Here is a 26076-nt window from a genome sequence, read left to right on the forward strand (position 1 = left end):
ATATAGAGCCTTCCCGATGCCAGCGCACCCCGCCAGATGGCGAATCTTTGATTGTTTGTCGCCATTTACCGGTAGATTTCCGGGTGATCCGAATCACCAATTGGGCTTGACGCCCCTGCGCTGCAATGCATCATGGCACCAATGAGCACGATCAAAACTGTCTGCGTCTATTGCGGCTCCGGCCCAGGAACCAATCCCAGCTTCACCGAAGGCGCCAAGGCGTTCGGCAAGGCTCTCGCCGAGAGCAACGTCCGCCTGGTCTATGGCGGCGGCTCGCTCGGCCTGATGGGCTCGGTCGCGACCTCCGTGCTCGATCACGGCGGCACCGTCACCGGCATCATTCCTGAATTCCTCCGGAAGCGCGAGAACGCGCTGACCCGCGTGCAGGAGATGATCGTCACCCCCGACATGCACGAGCGCAAGCGGCTGATGTTCGAGCGCTCCGACGCCTTCGTGGCGCTGCCGGGCGGCGTTGGCACGCTCGAAGAGCTGGTGGAGCAGCTGACCTGGAAACAGCTCGGCCGTCACGCCAAGCCGGTGCTGCTCGCCAACATCGACAATTTCTGGGAGCCGCTGTTTTCGCTGCTGTCGCACATGCGCCAGACCGAGTTCATCCGCGCCGGCCTTTCGGTCGACATCCTCAAGGCCGATCGCGTCGAGGATATTCTGCCGAAGCTGAAGGCGGCAGCGGCACAGATCGCCGAATCTGAAACGCAGCTCGCCCCGGAAGTGGCGCGCAAGCTCTAGCGCCTTACTCCGCCGGAAACGTCACCGCCTCGATCCGGTTGCCATCGGGATCGGTCACGAAGGCCGCGTAATAGCGCACGCGGTCATGTGGGCGGATGCCCGGCGCGCCGTCGGACGCGCCGCCGGCGGACAGTGCTGCGGCGTGAAACGCATCGACCTCGGCCGTCGTCTTCGCCCGCAGACAGATGTGAACGCCGCTTTCCGATGGGACGTGCGGCATCCCCTCGCGTAAGTTGATCCAGAACTCCGGATAGGCCTTGCCGAAGCCGACCGTCCGCGGCCGCACGACGAGGCGCGCGAGCCCGAGGGCCGCGAGCGTCGTCTCGTAGAATTTTGCAGAGCGATCGAGATCGGTGACGCCGACGGAGATGTGATCGATCATATAATACCCCCATCCGTCGTTGCCGGCCTCTCCCCACTCTCCGCTGTCATCGCCCGCGAAGGCGGGCGATCCAGTACTCCGAGACGCCGCGGCGTTACGGAGAAGCCACGGCGTACTGGATACCCCGCCTTCGCGGGGTATGACAGCCGTGCCAAGAGCTACGCCGGCGCCCCCGACTTCACCAGCTTGTAGATCACCGAGTCCATCAGTGCCTGGAACGAGGCGTCGATGATGTTCGGGGACACGCCGACCGTGGTCCAGCGATCTCCGTTCTCGTCCTCGCTCTCGATCAGCACGCGCGTGACCGCGCCGGTGCCGCCGTTGAGGATACGGACTCGGTAGTCGATCAGCGTCAGGCCCTCGATGTACTTCTGGTACTTGCCGAGGTCCTTGCGCAGCGCGACGTCGAGCGCGTTGACGGGGCCGTTGCCTTCGGCGGCCGAGATCAAGCGCTCGCCGGCGACGTCGACCTTGACCACTGCAAGCGCGACGGTGACGCGCTCGCCGTGCGAATTGTAGCGCTGCTCGACGTTGACGTCGAACTGCTCGACCTCGAAATAATGCGGCACCTTGCCGAGCGTCCGGCGCGCCAGCAGATCGAACGAGGCGTTGGCGGATTCATATGCGTAGCCGGCAGCCTCACGTTCCTTCAATTCCTCAACCAGCCGCGTCAGCTTGGGATCGCTCTTCTCGTAGGCAATGCCGGCCCGGTCGAGCTCGGCGATGACGTTGGAGCGTCCGGCCTGGTCTGACACCAGCACCTTGCGATGATTGCCGACCAATTCCGGCGGCACATGCTCGTAGGTCTGCGGGTCCTTCAGCACGGCGGAAGCATGAATGCCGGTCTTGGTGACGAAGGCGCTCTCGCCGACATAGGCCGCATGCCGGTTCGGCACGCGGTTGAGCATGTCGTCGAGGGTGCGCGAGACCTTGACGAGAGTTGCGAGCTTTTCGGGCGTGACGCCGATCTCGAAGGCGTCGGAAAACTCCTTCTTGAGCTTCAGCGTCGGGATCAGCGAGCACAGATTGGCGTTGCCGCAGCGCTCGCCAAGGCCGTTCAAGGTGCCCTGGATCTGCCGCGCCCCGGCGCGCACCGCGGCGAGCGAATTGGCCACGGCCTGCTCGGTGTCGTTATGGGCGTGGATGCCGACATGATCGCCGGGGATTTGCTTCGTCACCTCGGTGACGATGGCTTCGATCTCGTTCGGCATGGTGCCGCCATTGGTGTCGCACAGCACCACCCAGCGCGCGCCGGCCTCATAGGCGGCCTTGGCGCAGGCGAGCGCGAAGGTTGAATCCTCCTTGTAGCCGTCGAAGAAGTGCTCGCAGTCGAGCATGACCTCGCGCCCCGCGGCCTTCGCCGCCGCGACGCTGTCGCGGATCGACGCCAGATTTTCTTCCTTCGTCGTCTCCAGCGCGACGCGCACCTGATAGGCCGAGGACTTCGCCACGAAGCAGATCGCATCGGCCTTCGCTTCAAGGAGCCCGGCCACGCCGGGATCGTTGGAGACCGAGCGCCCTGCCCGGCGCGTCATGCCGAAGGCGGTGAAGCGCGCATGCTTGAGCTTGGGCTTGGTGCCGAAGAACTCGGTGTCGGTCGGATTGGCGCCGGGATAGCCGCCCTCGACATAGTCGATGCCGAGATCGTCGAGCATCGCCGCGATGACCTGCTTGTCGGTCAGGGTGAAATCGACGCCGTTGGTCTGCGCCCCGTCGCGTAGCGTGGTGTCGAACAGATAGAGACGCTCCTTGCTCATTGCGCAGCTCCGAGCGTCTTCTTCATCGTGGTGTTGGCGAGCCACTCGTCGTTGATGGTGATGCTGTTACGCTGCATGGCGACATAGCCGCGCTTGGCGAAGAAGTTTTGCGCGGTGTCGCTGGCATCGACCGACAGGCTGGTCGCGCCACGGCCGCCGGCGAGCTTTTCCAGCGCGTCCACCAGCATGGTCGCGATGCCCTGACCGGTCACGGCGGGATGCACATAGAGCATATGGATGTGATCGGCCCCGCGCAGCGAGGCGAAGCCGACGGGCGAGCCCTCCAGCGTGGCGACCAGCGTGAGATCGGCCGCGAGCCGCTTGCCGAACTCTTCGGTTTCCGCCGCCTCCATCCAGGCCTGCTGCTGCGCCTCGTTGTAGTCTTCGCCGGTCAGCTCCTCGATGCTTGCCGTGAAGATCGCGGCGAGAACCGGCACGTCATCAGGCAGGAACGGTCGCAAGCCGGGCTTTGGCAAAGTCTGTCCCATCGTCTTCACCACATCCCATAGAGTTTCAGCGCCAGCGCCACGGCGGCCGCGAGCAGCAGGATCTTCAGCGCGATGTAATAGAGCCAGTGCCGCGGGAAAGGCGTGTCGGGCCGCTTCATCGCGCGACCTCCCAGGTCGTCCCGTCCTTGGAGTCCTTGATCGCAACGCCCATCGCGGCAAGCAGATCGCGAATGCGGTCGGATTCTTTGAAATCCTTGCGGCTACGGGCGGCCGTCCGCTCCGAGATCAGGCGTTCGACTTCCTTGGCATCGACCCCGCTGGCCTGCTGCTTGCGCCCTTCCCACTGCGCAGCGCTTTCGGAGAGGATGCCGAGCAGGCGCAACGAGCCCGCCAGCGCGCTCACGTCGCTGCCACGCAGGCCGTGCAGCGCCGCGATCGCCAGCGGCGTGTTGAGGTCATCGAGCAGCGGCTCGACCACGGACGCGGCCGGCTGGCCGGGCTCGGCGTCGGCCGCGACCCGATACCAGTCGTCGAGCGTCCTGGCGCTCTCCTCCAGCGACTTCAGGGTCCAGTCGATCGGCGAGCGGTAATGTGTCTTCAGCATGTTCAAGCGCAGCACCTCGCCCGGCCAGTCGGCGAGGAGCTCGTGGATGGTGACGAAGTTGCCGAGCGACTTCGACATCTTCTCGCTCTCGACCTGCAGGAAGCCGTTGTGCATCCAGTAGTTCGCCATGCGCTCCTGGTGGAAGGCGCAGCAGGTTTGCGCGACCTCGTTCTCGTGATGCGGAAACACGAGATCGATACCGCCGCCATGGATGTCGAAATACTCGCCGAGATGCTTCCAGGCCATGGCCGAGCACTCGATGTGCCAGCCCGGACGCCCCTGCGCGGCGATCCCGGCCGGCGACGGCCATGACGGCTCGCCCGGCTTGGACGGCTTCCACAGCACGAAGTCGGTATTGCCCTTCTTGTAGGGCGCGACGTCGACGCGGGCGCCGGCGACCATCTCGTCCAGCGAGCGATTGGACAGCGCGCCATAGCGCGGCAGGCCGGAATTGGCCGCGTTCATCGCCTGCGGCGAGAACAGCACATGGTCCTCGGCAGCATAGGCAAAGCCGCCCTTGATGAGCCTTTCGATGATCTCGCGCATCTCGCCGATATGCTCGGTCGCGCGCGGCTCGACGCTCGGCCGAAGCGCCCCGAGCGCGTCGACGTCGGCGTGAAACTGCTTGCCGGTCTGCTCGGTGACCTTGCGGATCGCCTCGTTGAGCGGGAGCCCCGGAAAATCGCGCGCGGCGCGGTCGTTGATCTTGTCGTCGACGTCGGTGATGTTGCGGACATACGTCACGTGCGCCTCGCCATAGAGATGGCGCAGCAGCCGAAACAGCACGTCGAACACGATCACCGGCCGCGCATTGCCGATATGGGCGAAGTCGTAGACGGTCGGTCCGCAGACATACATGCGGACGTTCTTCGCATCGAGCGGCACGAAGGTGCGCTTGTCCCGGCTCAGCGTATCGTAAAGGCGCAATTCCATATGGATACCCGTCGGCTGTTGGCCGGGCGTCCGAGGCTCTCAATGTTTTTGAGAAAAGACGGCTCCAGCCAGCGAATCGCTAGCTCGTAATCTCGCGGCAAATGCCACAAATGGCGAGGAGACCGTACATGCGGCCACATATGGGCTATCAGGCGCCCCCGCGTCAAGAGAGCCGCGAAAACGCCGTTTTATCTCCGCAAAGCGCGGCCGCCCCGCCTTGATGGTTCATCATCCTTAACCTTTTGAGTTTACTTGGAACCCGGCGGTTCCCTAAAGCCCCGGTGCACCCATGCGATCCCTGCTCGCGCTCGTCTCTTGTGCCTCCATCATCGCGGCATCCAGCGCGCTCGCCGAGACCCGCGTCTTCATCATCGCCAACCAGGCGGACGGCTACGGTGTCGACCAGTGCCTCGCCAAGGGTGAGAAATGCGGCGCACAGGTCGCGCGCACCTATTGCCAGTCACGCGATTTTGCCCAGGCCTCGGCCTATCGCCGGGTCGATCCCGACGAAATTACCGGCTCTGTCCCCAAAACTGGCGCAAACTGCTCCCATGGCCATTGCGACGAATATGTCGCAATCACCTGCCAGCGCTGAATTCCCTCGGAGCTGGCGGACCTTAGGACCAGTTTTCGGCCCCTGAAACGACGTGACGATGCCGCAGGAAGCGGCTATTGGAGGGCGCGCGTCGGCCCCCAAAATCACGCCGGGCCGTGACCTCGCTAGAATGGCGGATATGCCTGAATTTTTGTCTCTCTCCCGTGCCCGCTCCATCCTTGCCTGCACCGTGCTTCTGAGCACGGTCATGCTCGCCAACGGTGCTTTCGCGCAGGCGGGCCCGCCCGGCCCGCCGCCTCAGCCCGGCCAGAACGGGCTTGGACCAAATCCGATGTGCGTGCGGCTGGAAGGCCAGCTCGTCGCGCTCGATCGTGGCGGCGGCGGTGGCGACCCCGCGCACGAAGACCAGATCCGCCGCTACCAGGATTCCCAGGCCAAGCAGCAGGCCGAGCTCGACCGGGTCACCATGCAGGCCAAGCGCATGGGCTGCGATTCCTCCGGCTTCTTCTCGCTGTTCAACGGCCAGTCGGCGCAATGCGGTCCGGTTAACACCCAGATCCAGCAGATGCGCGCCAATCTGGACCAGATCACCGGCAATCTCGAACGCCTGCGCGGCGGCGGCCCCGGCGGCTTCAGCCCGGAGCGCGACAACCAGCGCCGCTCGGTGCTGGCGGCGCTGGCGCAGAACAATTGCGGCCCGCAATATGCCAACGCCGCGCAATCGCAAGGCGGCGGCAACTTCCTGAACAATCTGTTCGGCGGCGGCGGCAACAACCCCAACAATCCGCAAGGCGTGCCGCCCTCCGATCTCGGACCGCAATCTGGCACCTACCGCACCGTGTGCGTGCGCACCTGCGATGGCGCCTACTTCCCGGTCTCGTTTGCCACCGTGCCGGCGCGCTTCCCCGACGACGAGAAGACCTGCAAGGCGCTGTGCCCGGCCGCGGAAGCCGTGCTCTACACTCATCGCAATCCCGGCGAGGACATGAACTCCGCGGTCTCCACCAGCGGCCAGCCCTACACGGCGCTGCCGACCGCGTTCAAATTCCGCAGCGAGTTCAACCCGTCCTGCTCCTGCAAGGCCGCAGGCCAGACCTGGGCCGACGCGCTGAAATCCGCCGACGACAAGGCGGCGGCCGAGCAGCAGGGTGACATCATCGTCACCGAGGAGAGCGCCAAGAAGATGCAGCAGCAGCGGCTCAACAAGGGCACGCCTGCGACTGCCAAGAAGGGCGCGGCGCCCGCGCCGACGACGGCCAGCGCACCGGCTGCGGCAGCGCCTGCGGAGACCGGCACGGCACCCCCGTCGTCGGAGAACAAGCCGATCCGCTCGGTCGGTCCGACGTTCCTGCCGCAGCAGCAGAAGTAGGCTCTAACCCGTCATGCCCCGCGAAGGCGGCCGCCAGGTGCGGCCGTTTCGCTGCTACTGCTTACCCTCGCGGCTCCACGGGAAGAGATTGGCCGGAAAGTCCGCTGCGTAGCGCTTTCCCTTCGGGGGCGGCGGCGGCTCGTCCGGTGGATTCGGATTCGGCTCGACCACCCGCCGATAGAGGTGCCAGGTGGCATGACCGAGCACCGGCAGGACGACAGCGAGACCGACGAAGAACGGCAGCGAGCCGATCACGAGCAGCGCCGCGACGATGAGGCCCCATCCGGCCATCGCAACCGGATTCGCGGCCACCGCTCGGAGCGACGTGCGGATCGCGTCGATCGCAGTCGCATGCCGGTCGAGCATCAACGGAAACGACACGACGCTGACGCACAAGGCCACAACCGCAAACAGGAAGCCACAACCGCAACCGACGATGACGAGTGACCAGCCTTCCGGTGTCGTCAGCACCCGCGTTGCGAAGTCGGGAATGCTTGCGGCCGCCGCGTGACCGAAGATCGTGACATAGATTGCGTTCGCGACACCGATCCAGGCCCCGAACAGGACCAGCAGGAGCACGCCGAGCTCGACCATGGCGCCGAACGACGGTGCGCGCAGCACCTTGATCGCATCCCATGCATCGACCTCCTCGCCGCGCTCGCGACGCCGGCTGAGTTCATAGAGACCGATCGCGGCAAAAGGGCCGATCAAGGCAAAGCCGGCAGCCAGCGGAAACAGGAGCGGCAGCACCGAATAGCCGAGAACCATCCTGAACAGGACGAGACCGAGAACGGGATAAATCACGCACACGACGATCGCGTGGCTCGGCATCGCCTGGAAATCCTCCCAACCCAGGCGTAGGGCCTCGGTCAGGTCGGACAAGCTGATCTTGCGAATGGGGTAGGAGGCCGCTTCGCCGAACAGGTGCCGCTTTATGATGTTGTCGGGATAAAGAGTGGCCATGGACACACCCTCCTCTGCTGAAAGTCGCGGCGGCAAACGGCGCGCTTTCCGGCCGCGCGTATCCGCCCTTATGTGCGGGAGACGCGATCGAGCCGAGTACGGCAGTTCCAGGCTCAACGAGGAAGGAGCTTAGCCGGACGAAACCCGTCGCGACCTGCGCCCCGAGCTTAGCGCGCGCGATCTGGAATGACCAGCGCTCCCGGCTGGGTGAATTGTGCGTCGCATATTTTGTGCGATGCATCACATCGAGAATGCGACCGAGGCTCGCCAGCTCGCACGGCAACATCGATCGCCCACGCCGCGTAAGCGTGTTGACATGCTATTGACGCCGGGTTCGCGGGGGATCATTTTAAATGCCTGGACGCCCCCAGCGGTCGCGGTCTTCCTCTTGAATATCGCGACTGGTTGAATGGGCGAGGCAAGAGGCGCGGTGATGGCGCATATGTCAGCATAGATGTCCGCGTAGAGAAAGTCCGCCATCGCGACAGACGTGAGCTCCGCCCTGGATTCGTATCCGTAGCCTTCGATGGCAAGGATGGATCAGGATGGCTGTCGCACTGATACTGCTTCTGGTCGCGATCGGCTCGGTGCTGTTTCACCTCTACAGCCCGTGGTGGTGGACGCCGATCGCCACGAACTGGGCCTATATCGACCACACCATCAGCATCACGTTCTGGATCACGGGCTTCGTTTTCGTCGCGGTCATCGTCTTCATGGCCTATTGCGTCTTCCGCTTTCACCACAAAGAGGGAAGACGGGCCGACTACAATCCGGAAAACAAAAAGCTCGAATGGTGGCTGAGCGTCGGGACCGGCGTCGGAGTCGCGGCCATGCTGGCGCCCGGTCTCGTGGTCTGGCACCAGTTCGTGACGGTGCCTGCGGATGCCACCGAAGTCGAGGTCATGGGCCAGCAATGGCAATGGAGCTTCCGCCTTCCGGGCAAGGATGGGCGGTTGGGCACATCCGATGTCCGCAACATCGCTTCCGACAATCCGATGGGACTCAATCGTGACGACCCGCATGCGCAGGACGACGTCGTGATCGAGAACGGCGACCTGCACCTTCAAATGGGAAAGCCAGTCAAGGTTCTCCTCCGCTCGGTTGATGTCCTGCACGATTTCTACGTGCCCGAATTCCGCGCCAAGATGGACATGGTCCCTGGCATGGTGACCTACTTCTGGATAACGCCGATCCGAACCGGAACGTTCGATGTTCTATGTGCGGAGCTTTGTGGCGCTGCTCATTATCAGATGCGGGCCAAGGTCATCGTCGACGAAGAGCGTGAATATCACGCTTGGCTGGAGCAACAAAAGACGTTTGCCGAATTGTCGCCGGTAAGAGCTGTCGTGAAGGCGACGTACCAATCCGGTGGCAAGTAGCAGGCTGCCGCTGCGAAGATGGATCGGGTGCACGAGGCCGACGCCTCACCCCCGATGGAAACGACCGAGGAGGTTTCTATGGTCGATATTCCATATGAAGGGATCGCAGGCATCCCGCCTGCCGAAGTACCTGAAGTCGAGCTCTATCATCCAAGGAGCTGGTGGACACGGTATGTCTTCTCGCAGGACGCCAAGGTGATCGCCATTCAGTATTCGCTGACGGCCTCGGCCATCGGGCTGGTGGCCCTGGTGCTGTCGTGGCTGATGCGACTGCAACTGGGATTCCCCGGCACCTTCTCTTTCATCGATGCCAACCAGTACCTCCAGTTCATCACCATGCACGGCATGATCATGGTGATCTATCTGCTCACCGCATTGTTCCTCGGCGGCTTCGGCAACTACCTGATCCCGCTGATGGTCGGCGCCCGGGACATGGTCTTCCCATATGTGAACATGCTGAGCTACTGGGTCTACCTGCTCGCGGTCCTGGTGCTGGCCTCGACATTCTTCGTCCCCGGCGGCCCCACCGGCGCCGGCTGGACGCTATACCCGCCGCAAGCAATCCTCTCCGGAACGCCCGGGCAGGATTGGGGCATCATTCTCATGATGTCGTCCCTGATCCTGTTCATCATCGGCTTCACGATGGGCGGCTTGAATTATGTGGTCACGGTGCTGCAGGCGCGCACCCGCGGCATGACGTTGATGCGCCTGCCCCTGACGGTGTGGGGCATTTTCACGGCGACCGTCATGGCGTTGCTGGCATTCCCTGCACTCTTCGTCGCCTCGGTGATGCTGCTGCTCGACCGCCTGCTGGGAACCAGCTTCTTCATGCCCTCCCTCGTCGAGATGGGCACGCTTTCGAAATATGGCGGCGGCAGCCCGCTGCTCTTCCAGCACCTGTTCTGGTTCTTCGGCCACCCCGAGGTCTACATCGTTGCCCTGCCCGCCTTCGGCATCGTCTCCGATCTGATCAGCACGCATGCGCGCAAGAACATCTTCGGTTATCGCATGATGGTCTGGGCCATCGTGGGGATTGGTGCGCTCAGCTTCGTCGTGTGGGCGCACCACATGTATGTGAGCGGCATGTTCCCGCAATTCGGGTACTTCTTCGCCACCACGACGCTCATCATCGCGATCCCCACCGCGATCAAGGTCTACAACTGGGTGCTGACGCTGTGGCGCGGCGACATTCATCTCAGGGTGCCGATGCTGTTCGCCCTCGGCTTCATCATCACCTTCGTGAATGGCGGCCTCACCGGCCTCTTCCTCGGCAACGTTGTCGTGGACGTGCCCCTCTCGGACACCATGTTCGTGGTCGCGCATTTCCACATGGTGATGGGCGTGGCACCGATCATGGTCGTGCTCGGCGCGATCTATCATTGGTACCCCAAGGTCACGGGGCGGATGCTGAACGACGTCCTGGGCAAGTTTCACTTCTGGGTCACCTTCCTCGGCGCCTACCTGATCTTCTTCCCCATGCACTATCTGGGACTGCTCGGGGTTCCGCGCCGGTATTTCGAACTCGGCGACACGGCGTTCATCCCGTCCTCGGCCCATACACTGAACGCCTTCATCTCCGTGGTGGCCCTGACCGTCGGCTTCAGCCAGATGGTGTTCCTGTTCAATCTTGCCTGGAGCCTGTTCAAGGGTGAGGCCTCGGGCGGCAATCCGTGGCGGGCGACGACGCTGGAGTGGCAGACGCCGGAGACGCCGCCGGGGCACGGCAACTGGGGCAAGGAGCTCCCGATCGTGTACCGCTGGGCCTATGACTACAGTGTGCCCGGTGCTGCGGAGGACTTCATTCCGCAGAACCAGCCGCCGCGCGCGACGCAGCTCGTTCAGGGAGCTGCTTCGTGAGTGCCATCATCCTGTTCCTGGCTGTGCTTGCGGTGATCGCCGGATGGTGGCTGTCGCAGCAGCGGCTGATGGCCAAGCCCTGGCTGGAGGAAGGCTCGGTCGGTGATTTCCCCGGCGGCGATAGCATGACCTGGCCGGCAGCGAAGGTCGGACTTGGCGTGTTTCTCGCTGTCGCGAGCACACTGTTCGTCCTCTTCATCAGCGCCTACTCGATGCGCATGAGCGTGGTGGACTGGCGGCCGCTGCCGGTCCCGCGGCTGCTGTGGGTCAACACGGGCGTCCTGGTCCTGAGCAGTGTCGCGCTGCAATGGTCGTACGTGGCTGCCGGGCGAGACGATACCGAGAGCGTCAAGATCGGTCTGCTCGCCGGCGGAGCATCTGCCGTGATCTTCCTCGCCGGACAGCTCCTGGCCTGGCAACGGCTCGGGGCTGCCGGATATTTCGTGGCGTCCAATCCGGCAAATTCCTTCTTCTACCTGTTGACCGCGGTGCACGGGCTGCATCTGACGGGTGGCCTGGTGGCCCTCGGGCGAACCTCGGCCAAGGTATGGCGCGGCGCCGAGATCGCCGAGATGCGCTTGAGCGTGGAGCTGTGCGCCATCTACTGGCACTTCCTGCTGTTGGTCTGGCTTGTCCTGCTCGGTCTTCTCACGGGCTGGACCGACGATTTCGTCAACATCTGCCGTCAATTGCTGAGCTAGGGAGGCGAGACCAGATGGCTGAAACCGTGCTGACACATTCGGGCCAATCGCCTGCGCGGCTTGAAGGCTGGCGCGGCATCGCCGCCGACTGGGCGTCCGATCAGCGCGCCTTCAAGAACGTGTCCTGGGGCAAGGCCATGATGTGGATCTTCCTCCTCAGCGACACCTTCATCTTCAGTTGCTTCCTGCTCTCCTACATGACGGCGCGCATGTCCACGACCGTGCCGTGGCCGAATCCCAGCGAAGTCTTCGCCCTCAATATCGGGGGCCACCACATCCCGCTGATCCTGATCGCCATCATGACCTTCGTCCTGATCAGCAGCAGCGGCACGATGGCGATGGCCGTCAATTTCGGCTACCGCCGCGATCGCGTGAGAACCGCAATCCTGATGCTGGTCACGGCGGCATTCGGCGCAACCTTCGTCGGAATGCAGGCGTTCGAATGGACCAAGCTGATCATGGAGGGCGTTCGACCCTGGGGCAATCCATGGGGCGCGGCGCAGTTTGGCTCAAGCTTTTTCATGATCACGGGTTTCCACGGCACCCACGTGACGATCGGCGTGATCTTCCTGATCGCGATCGCGCGAAAGGTCTGGCGGGGCGACTTCGACGTCGAGAGGCGTGGCTTCTTCACAAGCCGCAAGGGCTATTACGAGATCGTCGAGATCATGGGCCTGTACTGGCACTTCGTCGATCTCGTGTGGGTGTTCATCTTTGCATTGTTCTATCTTTGGTGAGGTCGGCGCATGACAAACGCGGCGGTACACATGGAAGGCCAGCTCCACGCTCCGGCGCACGGCGCAGTCGCAACAGCAGCCGTGCACGCCAAAGGGCAACAGCACCCGATCAAGCTCTACCTCGTGGTCTGGGGCTGGTTGTTCGTCCTCAGCACATGCTCCTACCTTGTCGACTACTTTGGCCTACACGGCTACCTCAGGTGGTCGCTGATCCTGCTGTTCATGGTGTTGAAGGCCGGCCTGATCGTCGCCGTCTTCATGCACATGGCCTGGGAGCGGCTGGCCCTCACCTATGCCATCCTGCTGCCGCCGATCGCGGTAATGGTGTTTGTGACCATCATGGTGCTCGAATCCGAATACACCCACTTGCTTCGGGTGATGTTTTTCGCAGTCCCGTCGTAGCAGCAAGCTGATTTCGCACTGTCATGCCCCGCGAAGGCGGGGCATCCAGTAACCCGTGTCAGCAGTCGGTTCCTACAATGCCCGCCACGGAGTACTGGATCATCCGCCCCCGCGGATGATGACAGCGGTGGGGCGCCATCGCCTGCCCCGCCGCGCGGCTCGCATCAGCCCTCGAACGCGTCGATCGACGCCTTGCTGCCGCGTGAGACCAGTGTCTCGTCCGCCGCAGGCGACGGCTCGCCCTTGTCGCGAAAGCGGTTGGTGATGGGATAGCGGCGGTCGCGGCCGAAATTCCGGGCCGTCACCTTCACGCCCGGTGCAGCCTGGCGGCGCTTGTATTCGGCGACGTTGAGCAGATGATCGATGCGGGTGACCGTCTCGCGGTCGAAGCCGGCGGCGATGATCTTGTCGAGCGGCTCCTCGCGCTCGATCAGACGCTCCAGGATGGCGTCGAGCACGTCATAAGGCGGCAGCGAGTCCTGGTCGGTCTGGTTCTCGCGCAGCTCCGCCGTCGGCGGGCGCGTGATGATATCAGGCGGAATGACCTCGCCCGCAGGCCCGAGCGCGCCGTCGGGCTTCCAGTGGTTGCGCAGCGCGGCCAGCCGAAACACCTGCGTCTTGTAGATGTCCTTGATCGGATTGAAGCCGCCGTTCATGTCGCCATAGAGCGTGGCGTAGCCGACCGACATTTCAGACTTGTTGCCTGTCGTCACCACCATCAGCCCGGTCTTGTTGGAGATCGCCATCAGCAACGTGCCGCGGGTGCGGGCCTGCAGGTTTTCCTCGGTGATGTCGGGCGGCAGATTCTTGAAGATGCCGGACAGGATGGTCTCGAAGCCGGTCACGGCTTCAGCGATCGGCAGCACCTCGTAGCGGATTCCGAGATGCCCGGCGAGCTCGCCCGCGTCCGCGATCGAGCTCGCCGCGGTGTAGCGATAAGGCAGCATCACGCCGTGCACCTGGTCGGCACCGAGCGCATCGACCGCGATCGCCGCGCAGAGAGCGGAGTCGATGCCGCCGGAAATGCCGAGCAGCACGCCGGGAAAGCCGTTCTTGGCGACATAGTCGCGCAAGCCCAGCACACAGGCGGCGTAGTCGGCGTGGTCGCCCTCCGGCTGCGCGGCAATCGGCCCCGCGCAGCGCCAATCCTCGCCGTTCCTGGTGAAGCGCAATGTGGTGACACTCTCTTCGAACGCCGGCAATTGCGCCGCGAGCGAGAGATCGCCGTTGAGCGCGAAGGAACCGCCGTCGAACACCAGCTCGTCCTGTCCGCAAACCTGGTTGAGATAGACCAGCGGCAGCCCGCTCTCGGTGACGCGCGCCACGGCGACCGAGAGGCGCACGTCGCTCTTGTCGCGGGCATAGGGCGAGCCGTTCGGCACCAGGATGATCTCGGCGCCGGTCTCGGCCAGCGTCTCGACCACGTTCTCGTAATCCTCGGACTCCTCCTGCCAGATGTCCTCGCAGATCGGCACGCCGATGCGCACGCCGCGCACGGTCACGGGACCCGCGGCCGGGCCGCGCGAAAACAGCCGCTTCTCGTCGAACACGCCGTAATTGGGCAGATTGCACTTGAAGCGAAGTGCGGCGATTTTTCCGCCATCGAGCAGCGCGCAGGCATTATGGAGCCTGCCGTCCTCGACCCAGGGCGTGCCGACCAGCACCGCCGGGCCGCCATCGGCGGTCTCGCGCGCGAGCGCCTCGATCGCGCCGCGGCAGGCGTCCTGGAACGCCGGCTTCTGCACCAGATCTTCCGGCGGGTAGCCGGCGATGAACAATTCCGGAAACAGCACGAGATCGGCGCCGTCGGACCTGGCTTGCGCGCGCGCGGCACGCACCTTCGCGGCATTGCCCTCGATGTCGCCCATGGTCGGATTGAGCTGGGCGAGCGTGACCGCGAATACGTTGAGACGTTCGGTCATGGCCGCCGCACTCCGCTTCAGAGGAACCCCAATCGCTCGATGATGGCGATGATCCAGAATGCGCCGGCCATCAGCAGCGCAACGCCGACCGCGGCCGAGCCCATGTCCTTGACCCGGCCGATCTGTTTGTCGTGATCCATGGTCAGCCGGTCGGCAAGCTTCTCGATCGCGGTGTTGAGCAGCTCGACCGTCAGCACGAACGCAACCGAACAGACCAGCTCGACCGCCCGCAGCGCCGTCGCGGCGACGAACCATGCCAGCGGCACCGACAGGATGAGCGCAAAAATCTCCTCGCGAACGGCCTGCTCCGACCGGAACGCGAAGGCCAGACCGTTACGCGAATTGATCGTCGCCTTCCAGATCCGCAGCAAGGTGTTAGAGCCCCGCGGCGACCGGCATCGGCCTGGCCTTGCCGGCGCGTTCCTGCTTGAGGAGCTCCGCGATCAGGAAAGCCATGTCGATCGATTGCTCGGCATTTAGGCGGGGATCGCAGACCGTGTGGTAGCGGTCGTTGAGATCCTCGTCGGTGATCGCGCGGGCGCCGCCGATACACTCGGTGACGTCCTGACCGGTCATCTCCAGATGCACGCCGCCGGCGTGCGTGCCTTCCGCCGCGTGGATGGTGAAGAACGACTTCACCTCCGACAGGACGCGGTCGAACGGGCGCGTCTTGTAGCCTGACGTTGAGGTGATGGTGTTGCCGTGCATGGGATCGCACGACCAGACCACAACCCTGCCCTCGCGCTTCACGGCGCGGATCAGTCCCGGCAGATGATCGGCGACCTTGTCGGAGCCGAAGCGGTTGATCAGCGTCAGCCGGCCCGGCTCGTTGTCGGGGTTGAGCACGTCGATCAACTTCAGCAGCTCGTCGGACTTGAGCGACGGGCCGCACTTCAGGCCGATCGGATTCTTGATGCCGCGGAAATATTCGATATGGCCGTGATCGAGCTGCCGGGTGCGGTCGCCGATCCAGATCATGTGGCCCGAGGTCGCGTACCAGTCGCCGGTGGTGGAATCGACGCGGGTCATGGCCTGCTCGTAGCCGAGCAGCAGCGCTTCGTGGCTGGTGTAGAAATCGGTCGCGCGCAACTCGGGATGGGCCTCGAGATCGAGGCCACAGGCGCGCATGAAATTGAGCGCGTCCGAGATGCGGTCGGCGAGTTCCTTGTAGCGGCGGGACTGCGGGCTATCCTTGAGGAAGCCGAGCATCCACTCATGCACGCTGCCGAGATTGGCGTAACCACCGGTCGCGAACGCCCGCAGCAGGTTCAGCGTCGCGGCCGACTGGCGATAGGCCATCAGCTGGCGCTGCGGATCCGGCACGCGCGCTTCCTTGGTGAAGGCGATGTCGTTGACGATGTCACCGCGATAGCTCGGCAGCTCGACACCGTTCATCTTCTCGGTCGGCGACGACCGCGGTTTTGCGAACTGGCCGGCAATGCGGCCAACCTTCACCACCGGCACCGCACCGGCATAGGTCAGCACCACCGCCATCTGGAGCAGCACGCGGAAGAAATCGCGGATGTTGTTGGCGCCGTGCTCGGCAAAGCTCTCGGCGCAATCGCCGCCCTGGAGCAGGAAGGCCTCGCCGGCCGCAACGCGGGCCAGCGACTTCTTCAGATTGCGCGCCTCGCCCGCGAACACCAGCGGCGGAAAGGTCGCAAGCTGCGCCTCGACGTCGGCCAAGGCCTTGGCGTCGGGATAATCGGGCACCTGTAGCACCGGCTTGCTGCGCCAGGACTCGGGCGTCCACCGCTCGGACATCGCAATCTCTCCGTGAAGTAAAAAAGCACAACCTGATCTGTGGGTTGCGAGGGCCGCCTTATACACAGCCCGGTCCCCGGCCGCCAGTTGTAAATCCATTTCGCACTGCAAACCCTTGCGGGGAAAGCCGAATTCGCATTTGCTGAGGGCTGGCAAGGAAACCGGCAGGACATCGGCTGCCCATGGACGCGGCGCGCGACGACGTTTTCATCGACGAGATCAGCTTCCCGGCGACTGACGGGTATCCGCTGGCAGGCACCCTGTTCCTGCCGCGCGGCACCAAACGCCATGCCGTGCTGATCAACTCCGCCACCGCCGTCCCGCGAAAGATCTATCGCGGCTTTGCCTCCTACCTCGCCCATCGCGGCTGCGCGGTCCTGACCTACGATTATCGCGGCATCGGCGATTCCCGGCAGCCGGCGATGGTCGGCTACAACCAGCCGAAATCGCTGGTCGGATTCAAGGCCTCGATGTCGGGCTGGGCCGCGCAGGACGTCACCGCCGCGGTGCGCTGGATGCGCGAGCGCTACACCACCCTGCCGCTCGCCTATGTCGGCCACTCCTTCGGCGGCCAGGCGCTGGGGCTGATCGACAACAACAGCGACATTTCACGCGCCGCCTTCGTGGCCTCGCAGGCCGCGACCTGGCGGCTGATGGAGTCGCCGGAAAAATATCGCGTCTACGCCTTCATGAATTTCGTCGGTGTGCCGCTCGTCCACGCGCTCGGCTACGCGCCGGCCTGGGCCGGTATCGGCGAGGATCTGCCCAAGGGCGTCTTCCTGCAATGGGCCGACTGGGTCTCCAGCCCGCGCTATCTGTTCGACTCCAAATTGCCGGCGCTGGAGAACTTCGCAAAGTTCAAGGGCGAGCTGCGCGCGCTCTGCTTCTCCGACGATCCCTGGGCGACGCGGCCCGCGGTCGAGCTGCTCGCGAGCGGCTTCTCCGCGATCAAGCCGGAGGTGCTGACGGTCAAGCCGTCCGAAATCGGCGCCAAGGCGATCGGCCATTTCGGCTTCTTCCGCCCGGAGCACCGCGACACGCTGTGGCGCGGCGTGGCGGAATGGATCCAGGGGGAGTGATATTACGCGGCCGCCGCGGGCAGTTTGATGACGATCCGCAATCCGCTTCGTTCGCCCTCCGTGATGTTCGCAGCGTCGATCGATCCCCCAAGCCGATCGACAATCCGCTTGACGATCGAGAGGCCCAGACCGACGCCCTCGCCTTCCGGCCGCTGCCCACGGAAGAACGGCTCAAATATCCGGCCGATCTCTTCGGGGGACACGCCTGGCCCATTGTCCTCGATCCGAAGCACAGCCTTGGTGCCGTCCCGGTAAATCGCCACATCGATCCTGCCGCCCGCCGGCGTGAAACGGAGCGCGTTATCGAGAAGATTGCGGATCATGGCTGCGAGCATGACCGGCTCGCCGCGCACCGGAGCTGACTCGGCCCGTTCGAAACCAAGATCGACTCCGCGGCTGATCGCCTCCCGCAACAGATCGGCGATGACGCTCTTCGCCGCGAGGTCGAGCTCCACAACCTCCCATTGCCCGCAATCGGTGGACTCAGCGTCGTGTCGTGCCAGCGCAAGCAACTGCTCCAGAAGATGCTTGCTGCGACTCATGCCCTGCCGAAGCGCTGCAAGGCGCTCGCGCGCGGCCGGTGGCAGTTCGACGTGATCGAGATTCTCAGCCTGTACGCTCAACGCCGTAAGCGGAGTGCGCAGTTCGTGCGCGGCGTCCGCGATAAACCTTCGCTGCTGCCCTATCATCTCGTGCATGCGCTGCAACAGGCCGTTGATGGAAGACACGAACGGATTCAGTTCGCTTGGGAGGTCGCGCAGCGGCAAGGCCGTCATGTCATCCGCACGCCGTGCGTTGAGTTCGTCCGCCAGCCGGACCATGGGTCGAAGCGATCCGGCTATGACAAGGGCGATCACCAGCATCAGGCAAGGGATCAGCGCGGCGATCGGAAGCACGGTGCGGAGCGCCATGTCACTTGCGATCTCATCCCTGACACCCGTGCTCTGGGCCACGGCAAACCGGCTGCCGTCGGATCGCGTCTTCAGCACCACCCGGACCGGCTTTCCCTGTCGCGTTGCATCGCGCATCCCATCCTGAAGCCGCCACAATTGGCGCTCCTCGGGTGTGCCTTGCGGCGCCCTGCCCAGCTCCATCAGCCAGACTTCGGAGTTTTCATCGACCCCATGGAGGTCCTGAGCTCCGGTGAAGCCACCGCTCTGAACGAGGCCCGCGATCTGGATCAGCACGGAGTCCTGCGTCTCGATCGCCTCATCGAATGCCCACCGGTGTGCGAAGACGCCTCCGATGAGGCCGGTCACCAGCACGATCGTCGTCAAGCTGATGAACAGCCGGCCGCGCAGCGAGTTGATCATGGCGCGCGATCCACCATCCATCCCATCCCGCGCACATTACGGATCGCCTCCGTGCCGAGCTTCTTGCGGATGGTGTGGATCAGGAATTCGACCGCATTGCTTTCGACCTCCTCGTTCCAGCCGTAAAGCTGCCGCTCGAGCTCGCTCCGCGACAGGATGGTGCCGGGGCGCGTCAACAAAGCCTGGAGCAGCGCGAACTCGCGCGCGGTCAGGAGGGCCGTTTGGCCAGACAGCGACGCCTCGCGGGTCGCAGGATCGAGACTGAGCTTGCCGTTGCCAAGCACAGCGGACGCACCGCTGCCTTCGCGGCGAAGCACTGCCCGCATCCGAGCCAGCAATTCGCGAATCTCGAATGGCTTGACCAGATAATCGTCTGCGCCGAGATCGAGGCCTTCGATCCTGTGATCGACGCCATCCCGCGCGGTGACGATAATGACCGGGCACCTGCAGCCATTCGCGCGCAACTGCCGCAGGATATCCCGGCCGTCCGCGTTCGGCAGGCCGAGATCGAGCAGCAGCACCTCGTAAGACTCGGCTGAGGCGGCAAGCAGCGCGGACTCGCCATCCCTCACCCAGTCGACGGCGTAGGCAGCATCCTTCAGCGCCTGCTCGACGGCGGCACCGACCATCCTGTCATCCTCGATCAGTAAAACCCGCAAAGCTCGATCCTCGAAACCGCCGGGCCATCCGGCCGTCAAAATCATGACCGTTCCGACTTAGCGCAGAGTTAGGGAGCGCCAGCAGGCCCAAAATGCGGCGAAGGCCGCCCCGCGTTGAAGATTCTCGTCCCTAAGCCCGGCCTAAGTCGCCTGCGCGACGGTCTCGCATCGCTTCGGCTTGGGAGATTTGGGCGTGTCGCAATATTCAGGTTTTGGCGCAAAACGGATGCTGAACAAGGTTCCGGAGGTCACGGCGATCTTCTGGGCCATCAAGATTCTCTCGACCACGGTTGGCGAGACCGGCGCCGACTATCTCGCGGTGCATGTCGGCCTCGGCGCCAGCCTGACCGCGATCTGCATGAGCGGCCTGCTGGTCGCTGCCCTGCTGCTGCAACTGAACCGCCGCGTCTACGTGCCCTGGATCTACTGGCTGACCGTCGTTCTCGTCAGTATCGTCGGCACGCAGCTCACGGATCTCCTGACCGACAAGCTCGAGATCAGCCTCTACATCAGCACAGCGGCGTTCGCTTGCGCGCTCGCCGCAACCTTTGCGGTCTGGTACGGCGTCGAGCGTACGCTGTCGATCCACAGCATCGTGACGACGCGGCGCGAGCTGTTTTATTGGACGGCCATCCTCTTCACCTTCGCGCTCGGCACGGCCGCAGGCGATCTTGCCACCGAAGCACTTGGTCTCGGTTTCCAGCTCGGCGTCGCCGCCTTCGGCGTGCTGATCGCGGCGGTGATGATGGCCTATTATTTCGGCGCCAATCCCGTCCTCACCTTCTGGCTTGCCTACATCCTGACCCGCCCGCTCGGCGCCTCGCTCGGCGATCTGCTCTCGCAATCACGCGAGTACGGCGGCATCGGCCTCGGCACGATCCAGACCAGCATCGCCTTCCTGACCGTGATCGTCGGCCTCGTCGCCTGGGTGACCTTCGAGGGCGACGACAGGCGCCGCGCCGATCCGGCGCAATAGCTTCAACCGCGAAATCCCGCTCTCTGCATGAAGCAGGAGCTCCACCAGGAGAAACCACATGATGAAACTGATTTCCGCCGTCGCCGTCTGCCTCGTGACGACCTTCACGGGCGAACCGCGCATGCATGCGAGCCAGCACTTCACCTTCGTGCCGCTCGCGGAAGCCGCGACCGCAAAGCTCGGCGATCTCACGCCGTTCCGGAGCATCGTGGTCGACGTCGCCGCGCTGATCGACAAGGGCGACCTCCCCGCCGCCAAGACAAGGATCAAGGACCTCGAGACCAAATGGGACGAGGCAGAAGCCGGATTGAAGCCGCGCGCGGCAGCCGATTGGCACACCGTCGACAAGGCGATCGACCGCGCGCTGGAGGCGTTGCGCGCGGGCGCGCCGGATGCGGCGAAGTGCAAACAGGCAGTCGCTGATCTGCTCGCGGCCATGGATACCGCCGCGAAGTCCTGACGCCTCTGCGCGCCATCATCCCGTCAGCCGCGGATCCCGGTCCGCGGCTGACATATCAACGAGGACACCATGGAAGATCAGACCAAAAGCAATATCATCAGCGAGAGCAAGGTCCCCGAGGTCACGCTCGGTTTCTGGATCATCAAGATCGCCGCCACCACGCTCGGCGAGACCGGCGGTGACACCGTCACCATGACGCTGAACTGGGGCTATCTGGCCGGGACCTGCCTGTTCCTCGCGGCCATGATCGTCCTGGTCGCGGCGCAGGTCCGCGCGCGCAAATTCCATCCGGCACTGTATTGGGCCACCATCGTCGCATCGACCACCTTCGGCACCACGATGGCTGACTTCGCCGACCGCTCGCTCGGCATCGGCTATACCGGCGGCTCGACGCTGCTGCTCACTTGTCTCGTGCTGGTGCTCGGCCTCTGGTATCGCGCCGAGGGAACGATCTCGGTCAACAGCGTCAGCACACCGCGCGTTGAGGCGTTCTATTGGGGCGCGATCACCTTTTCGCAAACGCTGGGTACTGCGCTCGGCGACTGGATCGCGGATACCGGCGATATGGGCTATCGCGGCGGCGCATTGATCTTCGCGGCCGGACTCGTCGTTATCGCTGCACTTTACTTCTGGACCCGCGTCTCACGCGTCACGCTGTTCTGGGCCGCCTTCATCTTGACGCGTCCGCTGGGTGCGACCGTCGGCGACTTTCTCGACAAGCCGCTCGACCACGGCGGGCTGGCGCTGAGCCGGCCGCTGGCCTCGGTCGTGATCGCAGCTTTTATGCTGGGGTGCCTGCTGCTGATCCCGCAACGCGCGGGGCAGCATCCCGGCGACGCCCCGGCGCCGGAGCAAGCCTGAATGGCCGAACGTTAGCGAATGATCGTCGTCAGAGACGAGTAGCGCCGGTTCGGCTTGGCCTCGCCCGGCGCAAACTGCGCGAAGGCCTCGCTGACGCGGACCGCCGGCGGCGTATCGCTGGCGAAGCGGAATTCCTTCGGCCGCGGCGCGTAGAAGCTGGCGCTGTAATAGGCGTCGTCGAAACGCGCCTCGCCGACGCCGAACAATGCGTCGCAGACGAACAGGAGCGCGTAGACTCCCGCAACCGCCGCAACGATCTCCCTGAGAACAGACATGTCGATGCCCCAACCTTTTGCAGGCAGGATGCACGCCGGTTCCAAAGTGGAGGTTTAAGGCAGCAGCCTTCTTGTCCGCAGGGTTTGCCGCCGCTGAGCGGAATGCAGACAATTTTATCGATGTCGAAAAGAGAGCCCGCCTGACCGGACGATCAGGCGGGCCCAGGATTGGCCGATCGGGAGGTTATCAGACGGCCAGATTCATCCAGACAGCCTTGGGCTCGGTGAAATTGTCGAGCGCGGCGGTGCCGTGCTCACGGCCGAGGCCGGAGTCGCGCTCGCCGCCCCAGGGCAGGCGCACGTCGGTGTAGCCATAGGTGTTCATCCAGACCGTGCCCGCACGCGCCCGCTTGGCGAAGCGCTGGAGCTTGCCGATGTCGCGGCTCCAGACCCCGGCGGCGAGGCTGTAGGCCGTGCCGTTGGCGATCCTGAGCGCATCGGCCTCGTCCTTGAACTTGATGACGCTGACGACGGGGCCAAAAATCTCCTCCTGCGAGATCCGCATCTCGTGTGCGACGCCTGCGAACACCGCGGGGCTGATGAAATAGCCGCGATCACCGACTTTCTCGCCACCGGTGACGAGGGTCGCGCCCTCCTTTTGGCCGATGTCGACATAGTCGAGGATCGACTTCATCTGCTTCTCGGAGATCACAGGACCGAGCACCGTCTTGCGATCGAGCGGATCGCCGATCCTGAGTGACTTTGCGCGCGCCGCCAGACGCTCCACGACTTCGTCGTAAGCCTTCTCCTGCACCAGCACGCGGGAGCCGGCCGAGCACACCTGGCCGGCATTGAAGAAGATGCCTGAGGCCGCAGCCTTGGACGCCGCTTCGAGATCGGCATCGTCGAAGATGACGTTGGCCGACTTGCCGCCGAGCTCGAGCGAGACGCGCTTGAAGTTGCTCGCCGCGCCCTTCATGATTCCACGGCCGACGCCGGGTGAGCCGGTGAAGGTCACCTTGTCCACGTCAGGGTGATTGACCAGCGCGTCGCCGACGACGCGGCCCGGACCGGTGACGACGTTGAAGACGCCCGCCGGCAGGCCCGCTTCGAGTGCGAGCTCGGCGATGCGCAGCGCCGACAGCGAGGTCAGCTCTGCCGGCTTCATCACGATGGTGCAGCCGCAGGCCAGCGCCGGCGCGAGCTTCCACATGCCGATCATCAGCGGGAAATTCCACGGCACGATGGCCGCGACCACGCCGACCGGCTCGCGCACGGTATAAGTCAATGCATCGTCGCGCACCGGCACGACATCGCCGCTGATCTTGTCGGCCCAGCCGGCGTAATAGATCAGCGTGTCGACCGCGGCCGGAAAATCCTGGCGCGTCGTCGCGGAGATCGGCTTGCCGGCGTCGATCGATTCGAGCTCGATGATTTCTTCGGCGTGCTGCTTGAGCAGGTCCGCCCAGCGCAGCAGGATCTGGCCGCGCTCCGACGCCCGCATCGTGCGCCAGGGGCCTTCGAAGGCCCGCCGCGCGGCTGCCACGGCGTGCTCGACATCGGCCTCGTTACCCTCGGCGACGATGGCGATGACCTGCCCGGTGGCGGGATTGAGGGATTTGAAGGTACGGCCGGAGCTCGCGGGGACGCGGCGGCCGTCGATGAGCAGATGCTGCGGCCGGGACATGAACTCGGTGGCCGGCGAGTGCGCAAAGTCATATGCAACGGACATCATATTTCCTCCTGATCTGGTATACCAGACTAGGCGCCTATTGGCCGGAGTAAATATGATATGGTTTGCAAATGGACGCCTCACATATGAAGTGCAGTTCATAAGGATTTCAGATGCTTCAGATCGAGATCGAGGCCGTCTGGCGATTTCGCCACGAGGGCAGCCCGCGCACCGCCGTGATCATGCTCGGCGTGCTCAACGAGATCCGGAAGACCGGAAAGATCACGAGCGCGGCCAGCGATGTGCACCTGTCCTACCGGCACGTCTGGAATCTGATCGAGCAATGGTCGGAGTTCTTCGGAACCCCTCTGGTCGAGACCCAGCGCGGCAAGGGCTCGAAGCTCACGCCGTTCGGCGAGCGGCTGGTATGGGCCGGCGAACGCATGCAGGCCCGGCTCGGGCCGCAGCTCGAAAACCTGGCGCAGGAGCTGGCGAGCGAGATCAAGCCGTTCCTCGAACAGCGCCCTTCGGTGATCCGCGTTCATGCCAGCCACGGCTTTGCCGTGGCAAAGCTGCGCGAATTCCTCGATCGCGAGCCCGGCATCGGCGTCGATTTGCGCTATGTCAGCAACCAACATTCGCTGGTCGCGCTGGCGCAGGGCGCCTGCGATCTCTCGGGCCTGCATCTGCCGCACGGCGCGTTGCGGGCCCAGGGCATCAAGGCGGCGCGCGAATGGCTGGATCCGCGCGAGGATCGCATCATCAGTTTCGTCACGCGCGAGATGGGGCTGATGGTCGCGCGCGGCAATCCGCTGCGTATTTCCTCGCTTCAGGATCTCACCGGTCCAAAAGTCCGCTTCGTCAACCGCGACCATGATTCCGGCACGCGCCTGTTGTTCGACCAGCTGCTTGCCGCGAACGGCATCGACGAGAGCAAGATCAACGGCGCGCAGCAGATCGAGTTCACCCACGCCGCCGTCGCGGCCTATGTCGCGAGCGGCATGGCGGATGCGAGCTTTGGTGTCGAGGCGGCCGCGCGCCACTTCGGCCTCGATTTCATCCGCATCCTCACCGAGGATTATTTCTTCGTCTGCAAGCGTGCCTTCCTCGATACCGGGCCGATGCAGCGCATCCTGGAGATCATGCGCAGCGCCGATTTCCGCGCCGCCGTCGCCACCCTGCCCGGCTACGTGCCGTCGGATACCGGTAACGTAACCGGCGTGAAGGCGTTTCTGGAGATGCACGCCGTGCGATGATGCTCGGCTCGGCAACGATCTCACGTCCGGCCGCTGGGACGCGCGGTACGGGCACTATCGGCAGCGTCCGACCTTCGTCGGTTCGCTCAAGCTGATCGTCAACCACATCTGCCCCGGCGCGGCACCTTATTGCCGAGCGCTCGGACTCAGCAGGCAAGCCGCAAGCTCGGTGCGGTTGTGCACGCCGAAGCGTCGGCACAGGTTCGCGACGTGCTCCTTCACGGTCTGATCGGAAATCCCCATCTCGCGGGCGATTTCCTTGTTGGTCTGGCCGCGGCAGACCCGGATCGCGACGTCCGCGGACCGTGGCGGAAGCGATGCCGAGAGCGTCGCCACCGGCGTCGTTGCCGGCTCGGGGACCCGGATTGCGGCAGGATGGGCGTCGATCGCGCCCGCGTTCGTCATGTTGGTCAAAGCGAGCGAGCCGGCCCGACACAGCATCTCCATGCGCTGCCGCGACCGCATCGTGTAGGGCGCGTCCGTATCGGTCGTCGCCGTAAACAGCACGCCGACGATCTTCTGCCCGCACCACAACGGGCCGCCCATGTTGTATGCAAAGCCCCACTCGTGCAGCATCTCGAAGGACGGACTGTGCCGCCATTGCTGCGGACCGATCACCGTTTCGCCGTCGACCGCGCGGCCTTGGGTCATGATGCAGTCGAGCACGGGGTCGCGCTTCCAGAAGCCGGCCCTGTAATTGTCGAGCAGGCCTTCTGCGACGTGCCGGCTGTAGACCAGTTCCGGTTCGAGCCCGTCGAGCAAATAGAGGCCGACGGTCGGCGATCCCGTCAATTCCGTGATCGCCGAGCAGCAGGCAATGCCAAGCGCGCGCACCGAGCGGCTCTCGGCGATGGACATCAGCCGATCTGCGAGCTGGCGCTCGGGCAGACCATCCAAATGCTCCTGCTCGGCTCTCACCGCCACTCCTCGCGCGAACGCGCGGTGCCCTCGGACACACGCGCGTCATTGCCGATTGTTATAGGCTTAAAATTTCTGCCTCGCCTGACCTTTGGTCAAGCGAAAAGAAGCGGCAAAACACTGCTCTCCCGGCCCAGCTTTGCGG

The 26076-nt window shown here is 64.2% G+C and carries 26 protein-coding genes; 13 read left to right on the forward strand and 13 right to left on the reverse strand.

The features are described from left to right. Window positions 1-141: 141 nt before the first annotated feature. On the forward strand, window positions 142-747 hold the full coding sequence (locus AC0L3X_RS02130; protein WP_063983978.1) for an LOG family protein: 606 nt from the start codon (window positions 142-144) through the stop codon (window positions 745-747). A 4-nt stretch (window positions 748-751) separates the two neighbouring features. Here the strand turns inward: AC0L3X_RS02130 and AC0L3X_RS02135 are convergent, their stop codons facing one another. The 4 genes from AC0L3X_RS02135 to cysS all read right to left on the reverse strand — a co-directional run bounded on the left by AC0L3X_RS02135 (window position 752) and on the right by cysS (window position 4872). Continuing rightward, on the reverse strand, window positions 752-1129 hold the full coding sequence (locus AC0L3X_RS02135; RefSeq protein WP_063983979.1) for a VOC family protein: 378 nt from the start codon (window positions 1127-1129) through the stop codon (window positions 752-754). A 158-nt stretch (window positions 1130-1287) separates the two neighbouring features. Beyond that, a complete protein-coding gene (gene cimA, locus AC0L3X_RS02140) occupies window positions 1288-2886 on the reverse strand; it encodes a citramalate synthase (protein WP_063983980.1) in 1599 nt (532 codons plus the stop codon). Further along, window positions 2883-3374, reverse strand: a complete 492-nt coding sequence (locus AC0L3X_RS02145; RefSeq protein WP_063986451.1) for a GNAT family N-acetyltransferase — start codon at window positions 3372-3374, stop codon at window positions 2883-2885. Before AC0L3X_RS02145 ends, cimA begins: the two co-directional genes overlap by 4 nt. Window positions 3375-3489: 115 nt before the next feature. Further along, window positions 3490-4872, reverse strand: a complete 1383-nt coding sequence (cysS, locus tag AC0L3X_RS02150) for a cysteine--tRNA ligase (protein WP_063983981.1) — start codon at window positions 4870-4872, stop codon at window positions 3490-3492. A 289-nt stretch (window positions 4873-5161) separates the two neighbouring features. On the opposite strand from cysS, the gene AC0L3X_RS02155 reads away from it, so the two are divergent. Both AC0L3X_RS02155 and AC0L3X_RS02160 read left to right on the forward strand, forming a co-directional pair. Then, window positions 5162-5467, forward strand: a complete 306-nt coding sequence (locus AC0L3X_RS02155) for a hypothetical protein (RefSeq protein ID WP_063983982.1) — start codon at window positions 5162-5164, stop codon at window positions 5465-5467. 130 nt (window positions 5468-5597) lie between these two features. Continuing rightward, window positions 5598-6797, forward strand: a complete 1200-nt coding sequence (locus tag AC0L3X_RS02160; RefSeq protein ID WP_354131169.1) for a DUF2865 domain-containing protein — start codon at window positions 5598-5600, stop codon at window positions 6795-6797. Between the two features lie 54 nt (window positions 6798-6851). On the opposite strand, the gene AC0L3X_RS02165 is transcribed toward AC0L3X_RS02160, so the two are convergent. Next, window positions 6852-7760: a DUF2189 domain-containing protein gene (locus AC0L3X_RS02165; RefSeq protein WP_063983984.1), complete on the reverse strand. Its 909-nt coding sequence runs from the start codon at window positions 7758-7760 to the stop codon at window positions 6852-6854. A gap of 545 nt (window positions 7761-8305) precedes the next feature. On the opposite strand from AC0L3X_RS02165, the gene AC0L3X_RS02170 reads away from it, so the two are divergent. The 5 genes from AC0L3X_RS02170 to AC0L3X_RS02190 all read left to right on the forward strand — a co-directional run bounded on the left by AC0L3X_RS02170 (window position 8306) and on the right by AC0L3X_RS02190 (window position 12836). Beyond that, window positions 8306-9139, forward strand: a complete 834-nt coding sequence (locus AC0L3X_RS02170; RefSeq protein WP_063983986.1) for a cytochrome c oxidase subunit II — start codon at window positions 8306-8308, stop codon at window positions 9137-9139. A 78-nt stretch (window positions 9140-9217) separates the two neighbouring features. Next, complete coding sequence (locus AC0L3X_RS02175; protein ID WP_063986452.1) at window positions 9218-10996, forward strand: cbb3-type cytochrome c oxidase subunit I; 1779 nt, start codon at window positions 9218-9220, stop codon at window positions 10994-10996. Beyond that, window positions 10993-11697, forward strand: a complete 705-nt coding sequence (locus AC0L3X_RS02180; RefSeq protein WP_063983987.1) for a cytochrome c oxidase subunit 3 — start codon at window positions 10993-10995, stop codon at window positions 11695-11697. The genes AC0L3X_RS02175 and AC0L3X_RS02180 overlap by 4 nt, the downstream gene beginning before the upstream one ends. Window positions 11698-11711: 14 nt before the next feature. Then, window positions 11712-12434 carry a heme-copper oxidase subunit III family protein gene (locus AC0L3X_RS02185; RefSeq protein ID WP_063983988.1) on the forward strand — a complete coding sequence of 241 codons (723 nt, stop codon included), beginning with the start codon at window positions 11712-11714 and terminating at the stop codon, window positions 12432-12434. 9 nt (window positions 12435-12443) lie between these two features. Beyond that, the gene (locus AC0L3X_RS02190; RefSeq protein WP_063983989.1) at window positions 12444-12836 is read left to right on the forward strand and encodes a cytochrome C oxidase subunit IV family protein; all 393 of its coding nucleotides are present in this window, start codon (window positions 12444-12446) and stop codon (window positions 12834-12836) included. Between the two features lie 164 nt (window positions 12837-13000). On the opposite strand, the gene AC0L3X_RS02195 is transcribed toward AC0L3X_RS02190, so the two are convergent. From AC0L3X_RS02195 to AC0L3X_RS02205, 3 genes are read right to left on the reverse strand one after another with little or no spacing between them, the layout of a single operon-like run. Next, the gene (locus AC0L3X_RS02195; RefSeq protein ID WP_063983990.1) at window positions 13001-14758 is read right to left on the reverse strand and encodes an NAD+ synthase; all 1758 of its coding nucleotides are present in this window, start codon (window positions 14756-14758) and stop codon (window positions 13001-13003) included. Between the two features lie 17 nt (window positions 14759-14775). Then, window positions 14776-15129, reverse strand: coding sequence for a diacylglycerol kinase (locus AC0L3X_RS02200; protein ID WP_063983991.1), 354 nt, complete (start codon window positions 15127-15129; stop codon window positions 14776-14778). A gap of 4 nt (window positions 15130-15133) precedes the next feature. Beyond that, complete coding sequence (locus AC0L3X_RS02205; protein WP_063983992.1) at window positions 15134-16522, reverse strand: class II 3-deoxy-7-phosphoheptulonate synthase; 1389 nt, start codon at window positions 16520-16522, stop codon at window positions 15134-15136. A 182-nt stretch (window positions 16523-16704) separates the two neighbouring features. Between AC0L3X_RS02205 and AC0L3X_RS02210 the strand changes: the two genes are divergently transcribed. Then, window positions 16705-17601 carry an alpha/beta hydrolase family protein gene (locus AC0L3X_RS02210; protein ID WP_063983993.1) on the forward strand — a complete coding sequence of 299 codons (897 nt, stop codon included), beginning with the start codon at window positions 16705-16707 and terminating at the stop codon, window positions 17599-17601. Window positions 17602-17603: 2 nt separating this feature from the next. Here AC0L3X_RS02210 and AC0L3X_RS02215 read toward each other — a convergent pair whose 3' ends face one another. Next, a complete protein-coding gene (locus AC0L3X_RS02215) occupies window positions 17604-18914 on the reverse strand; it encodes an ATP-binding protein (RefSeq protein ID WP_084795172.1) in 1311 nt (436 codons plus the stop codon). Next, on the reverse strand, window positions 18911-19573 hold the full coding sequence (locus tag AC0L3X_RS02220) for a response regulator transcription factor (protein WP_063986453.1): 663 nt from the start codon (window positions 19571-19573) through the stop codon (window positions 18911-18913). The genes AC0L3X_RS02215 and AC0L3X_RS02220 overlap by 4 nt, the downstream gene beginning before the upstream one ends. A gap of 226 nt (window positions 19574-19799) precedes the next feature. Between AC0L3X_RS02220 and AC0L3X_RS02225 the strand changes: the two genes are divergently transcribed. From AC0L3X_RS02225 to AC0L3X_RS02235, 3 genes are all read left to right on the forward strand, one after another. Next, window positions 19800-20549, forward strand: a complete 750-nt coding sequence (locus AC0L3X_RS02225) for a COG4705 family protein (protein ID WP_063983995.1) — start codon at window positions 19800-19802, stop codon at window positions 20547-20549. A gap of 121 nt (window positions 20550-20670) precedes the next feature. Beyond that, window positions 20671-21009 (forward strand): hypothetical protein, encoded by a 339-nt coding sequence (locus tag AC0L3X_RS02230; protein WP_063986454.1) that lies wholly within the window; start codon window positions 20671-20673, stop codon window positions 21007-21009. 69 nt (window positions 21010-21078) lie between these two features. Then, entirely contained in the window at window positions 21079-21870 is a 792-nt protein-coding gene (locus tag AC0L3X_RS02235; protein ID WP_063983996.1) for a COG4705 family protein, read from the forward strand. 11 nt (window positions 21871-21881) lie between these two features. Here the strand turns inward: AC0L3X_RS02235 and AC0L3X_RS02240 are convergent, their stop codons facing one another. Then, window positions 21882-22145 carry a hypothetical protein gene (locus AC0L3X_RS02240; protein WP_063983997.1) on the reverse strand — a complete coding sequence of 88 codons (264 nt, stop codon included), beginning with the start codon at window positions 22143-22145 and terminating at the stop codon, window positions 21882-21884. A gap of 187 nt (window positions 22146-22332) precedes the next feature. Further along, on the reverse strand, window positions 22333-23817 hold the full coding sequence (locus AC0L3X_RS02245) for an aldehyde dehydrogenase family protein (RefSeq protein WP_063986455.1): 1485 nt from the start codon (window positions 23815-23817) through the stop codon (window positions 22333-22335). 113 nt (window positions 23818-23930) lie between these two features. On the opposite strand from AC0L3X_RS02245, the gene AC0L3X_RS02250 reads away from it, so the two are divergent. Further along, window positions 23931-25013 carry a substrate-binding domain-containing protein gene (locus AC0L3X_RS02250; RefSeq protein WP_063983998.1) on the forward strand — a complete coding sequence of 361 codons (1083 nt, stop codon included), beginning with the start codon at window positions 23931-23933 and terminating at the stop codon, window positions 25011-25013. Window positions 25014-25139: 126 nt separating this feature from the next. Here the strand turns inward: AC0L3X_RS02250 and AC0L3X_RS02255 are convergent, their stop codons facing one another. Continuing rightward, a complete protein-coding gene (locus AC0L3X_RS02255) occupies window positions 25140-25931 on the reverse strand; it encodes a response regulator transcription factor (RefSeq protein WP_135214413.1) in 792 nt (263 codons plus the stop codon). Window positions 25932-26076: the final 145 nt, after the last annotated feature.

This window comes from Bradyrhizobium sp. MI1.7, assembly GCF_055811795.1.

What these genes read in the sequence shown, in the direction of transcription:
- AC0L3X_RS02130 (WP_063983978.1), top strand. Translation starts at nt 142, where the DNA reads ATGAGCACGATCAAAACTGTCTGCGTCTATTGCGGCTCCGGCCCAGGA.
- AC0L3X_RS02135 (WP_063983979.1), bottom strand. Translation starts at nt 1,129, where the DNA reads ATGATCGATCACATCTCCGTCGGCGTCACCGATCTCGATCGCTCTGCA.
- cimA (WP_063983980.1), bottom strand. Translation starts at nt 2,886, where the DNA reads ATGAGCAAGGAGCGTCTCTATCTGTTCGACACCACGCTACGCGACGGG.
- AC0L3X_RS02145 (WP_063986451.1), bottom strand. Translation starts at nt 3,374, where the DNA reads ATGGGACAGACTTTGCCAAAGCCCGGCTTGCGACCGTTCCTGCCTGAT.
- cysS (WP_063983981.1), bottom strand. Translation starts at nt 4,872, where the DNA reads ATGGAATTGCGCCTTTACGATACGCTGAGCCGGGACAAGCGCACCTTC.
- AC0L3X_RS02155 (WP_063983982.1), top strand. Translation starts at nt 5,162, where the DNA reads ATGCGATCCCTGCTCGCGCTCGTCTCTTGTGCCTCCATCATCGCGGCA.
- AC0L3X_RS02160 (WP_354131169.1), top strand. Translation starts at nt 5,598, where the DNA reads ATGGCGGATATGCCTGAATTTTTGTCTCTCTCCCGTGCCCGCTCCATC.
- AC0L3X_RS02165 (WP_063983984.1), bottom strand. Translation starts at nt 7,760, where the DNA reads ATGGCCACTCTTTATCCCGACAACATCATAAAGCGGCACCTGTTCGGC.
- AC0L3X_RS02170 (WP_063983986.1), top strand. Translation starts at nt 8,306, where the DNA reads ATGGCTGTCGCACTGATACTGCTTCTGGTCGCGATCGGCTCGGTGCTG.
- AC0L3X_RS02175 (WP_063986452.1), top strand. Translation starts at nt 9,218, where the DNA reads ATGGTCGATATTCCATATGAAGGGATCGCAGGCATCCCGCCTGCCGAA.
- AC0L3X_RS02185 (WP_063983988.1), top strand. Translation starts at nt 11,712, where the DNA reads ATGGCTGAAACCGTGCTGACACATTCGGGCCAATCGCCTGCGCGGCTT.
- AC0L3X_RS02190 (WP_063983989.1), top strand. Translation starts at nt 12,444, where the DNA reads ATGACAAACGCGGCGGTACACATGGAAGGCCAGCTCCACGCTCCGGCG.
- AC0L3X_RS02195 (WP_063983990.1), bottom strand. Translation starts at nt 14,758, where the DNA reads ATGACCGAACGTCTCAACGTATTCGCGGTCACGCTCGCCCAGCTCAAT.
- AC0L3X_RS02205 (WP_063983992.1), bottom strand. Translation starts at nt 16,522, where the DNA reads ATGTCCGAGCGGTGGACGCCCGAGTCCTGGCGCAGCAAGCCGGTGCTA.
- AC0L3X_RS02210 (WP_063983993.1), top strand. Translation starts at nt 16,705, where the DNA reads ATGGACGCGGCGCGCGACGACGTTTTCATCGACGAGATCAGCTTCCCG.
- AC0L3X_RS02215 (WP_084795172.1), bottom strand. Translation starts at nt 18,914, where the DNA reads ATGATCAACTCGCTGCGCGGCCGGCTGTTCATCAGCTTGACGACGATC.
- AC0L3X_RS02225 (WP_063983995.1), top strand. Translation starts at nt 19,800, where the DNA reads ATGCTGAACAAGGTTCCGGAGGTCACGGCGATCTTCTGGGCCATCAAG.
- AC0L3X_RS02230 (WP_063986454.1), top strand. Translation starts at nt 20,671, where the DNA reads ATGCATGCGAGCCAGCACTTCACCTTCGTGCCGCTCGCGGAAGCCGCG.
- AC0L3X_RS02235 (WP_063983996.1), top strand. Translation starts at nt 21,079, where the DNA reads ATGGAAGATCAGACCAAAAGCAATATCATCAGCGAGAGCAAGGTCCCC.
- AC0L3X_RS02240 (WP_063983997.1), bottom strand. Translation starts at nt 22,145, where the DNA reads ATGTCTGTTCTCAGGGAGATCGTTGCGGCGGTTGCGGGAGTCTACGCG.
- AC0L3X_RS02245 (WP_063986455.1), bottom strand. Translation starts at nt 23,817, where the DNA reads ATGTCCGTTGCATATGACTTTGCGCACTCGCCGGCCACCGAGTTCATG.
- AC0L3X_RS02250 (WP_063983998.1), top strand. Translation starts at nt 23,931, where the DNA reads ATGCTTCAGATCGAGATCGAGGCCGTCTGGCGATTTCGCCACGAGGGC.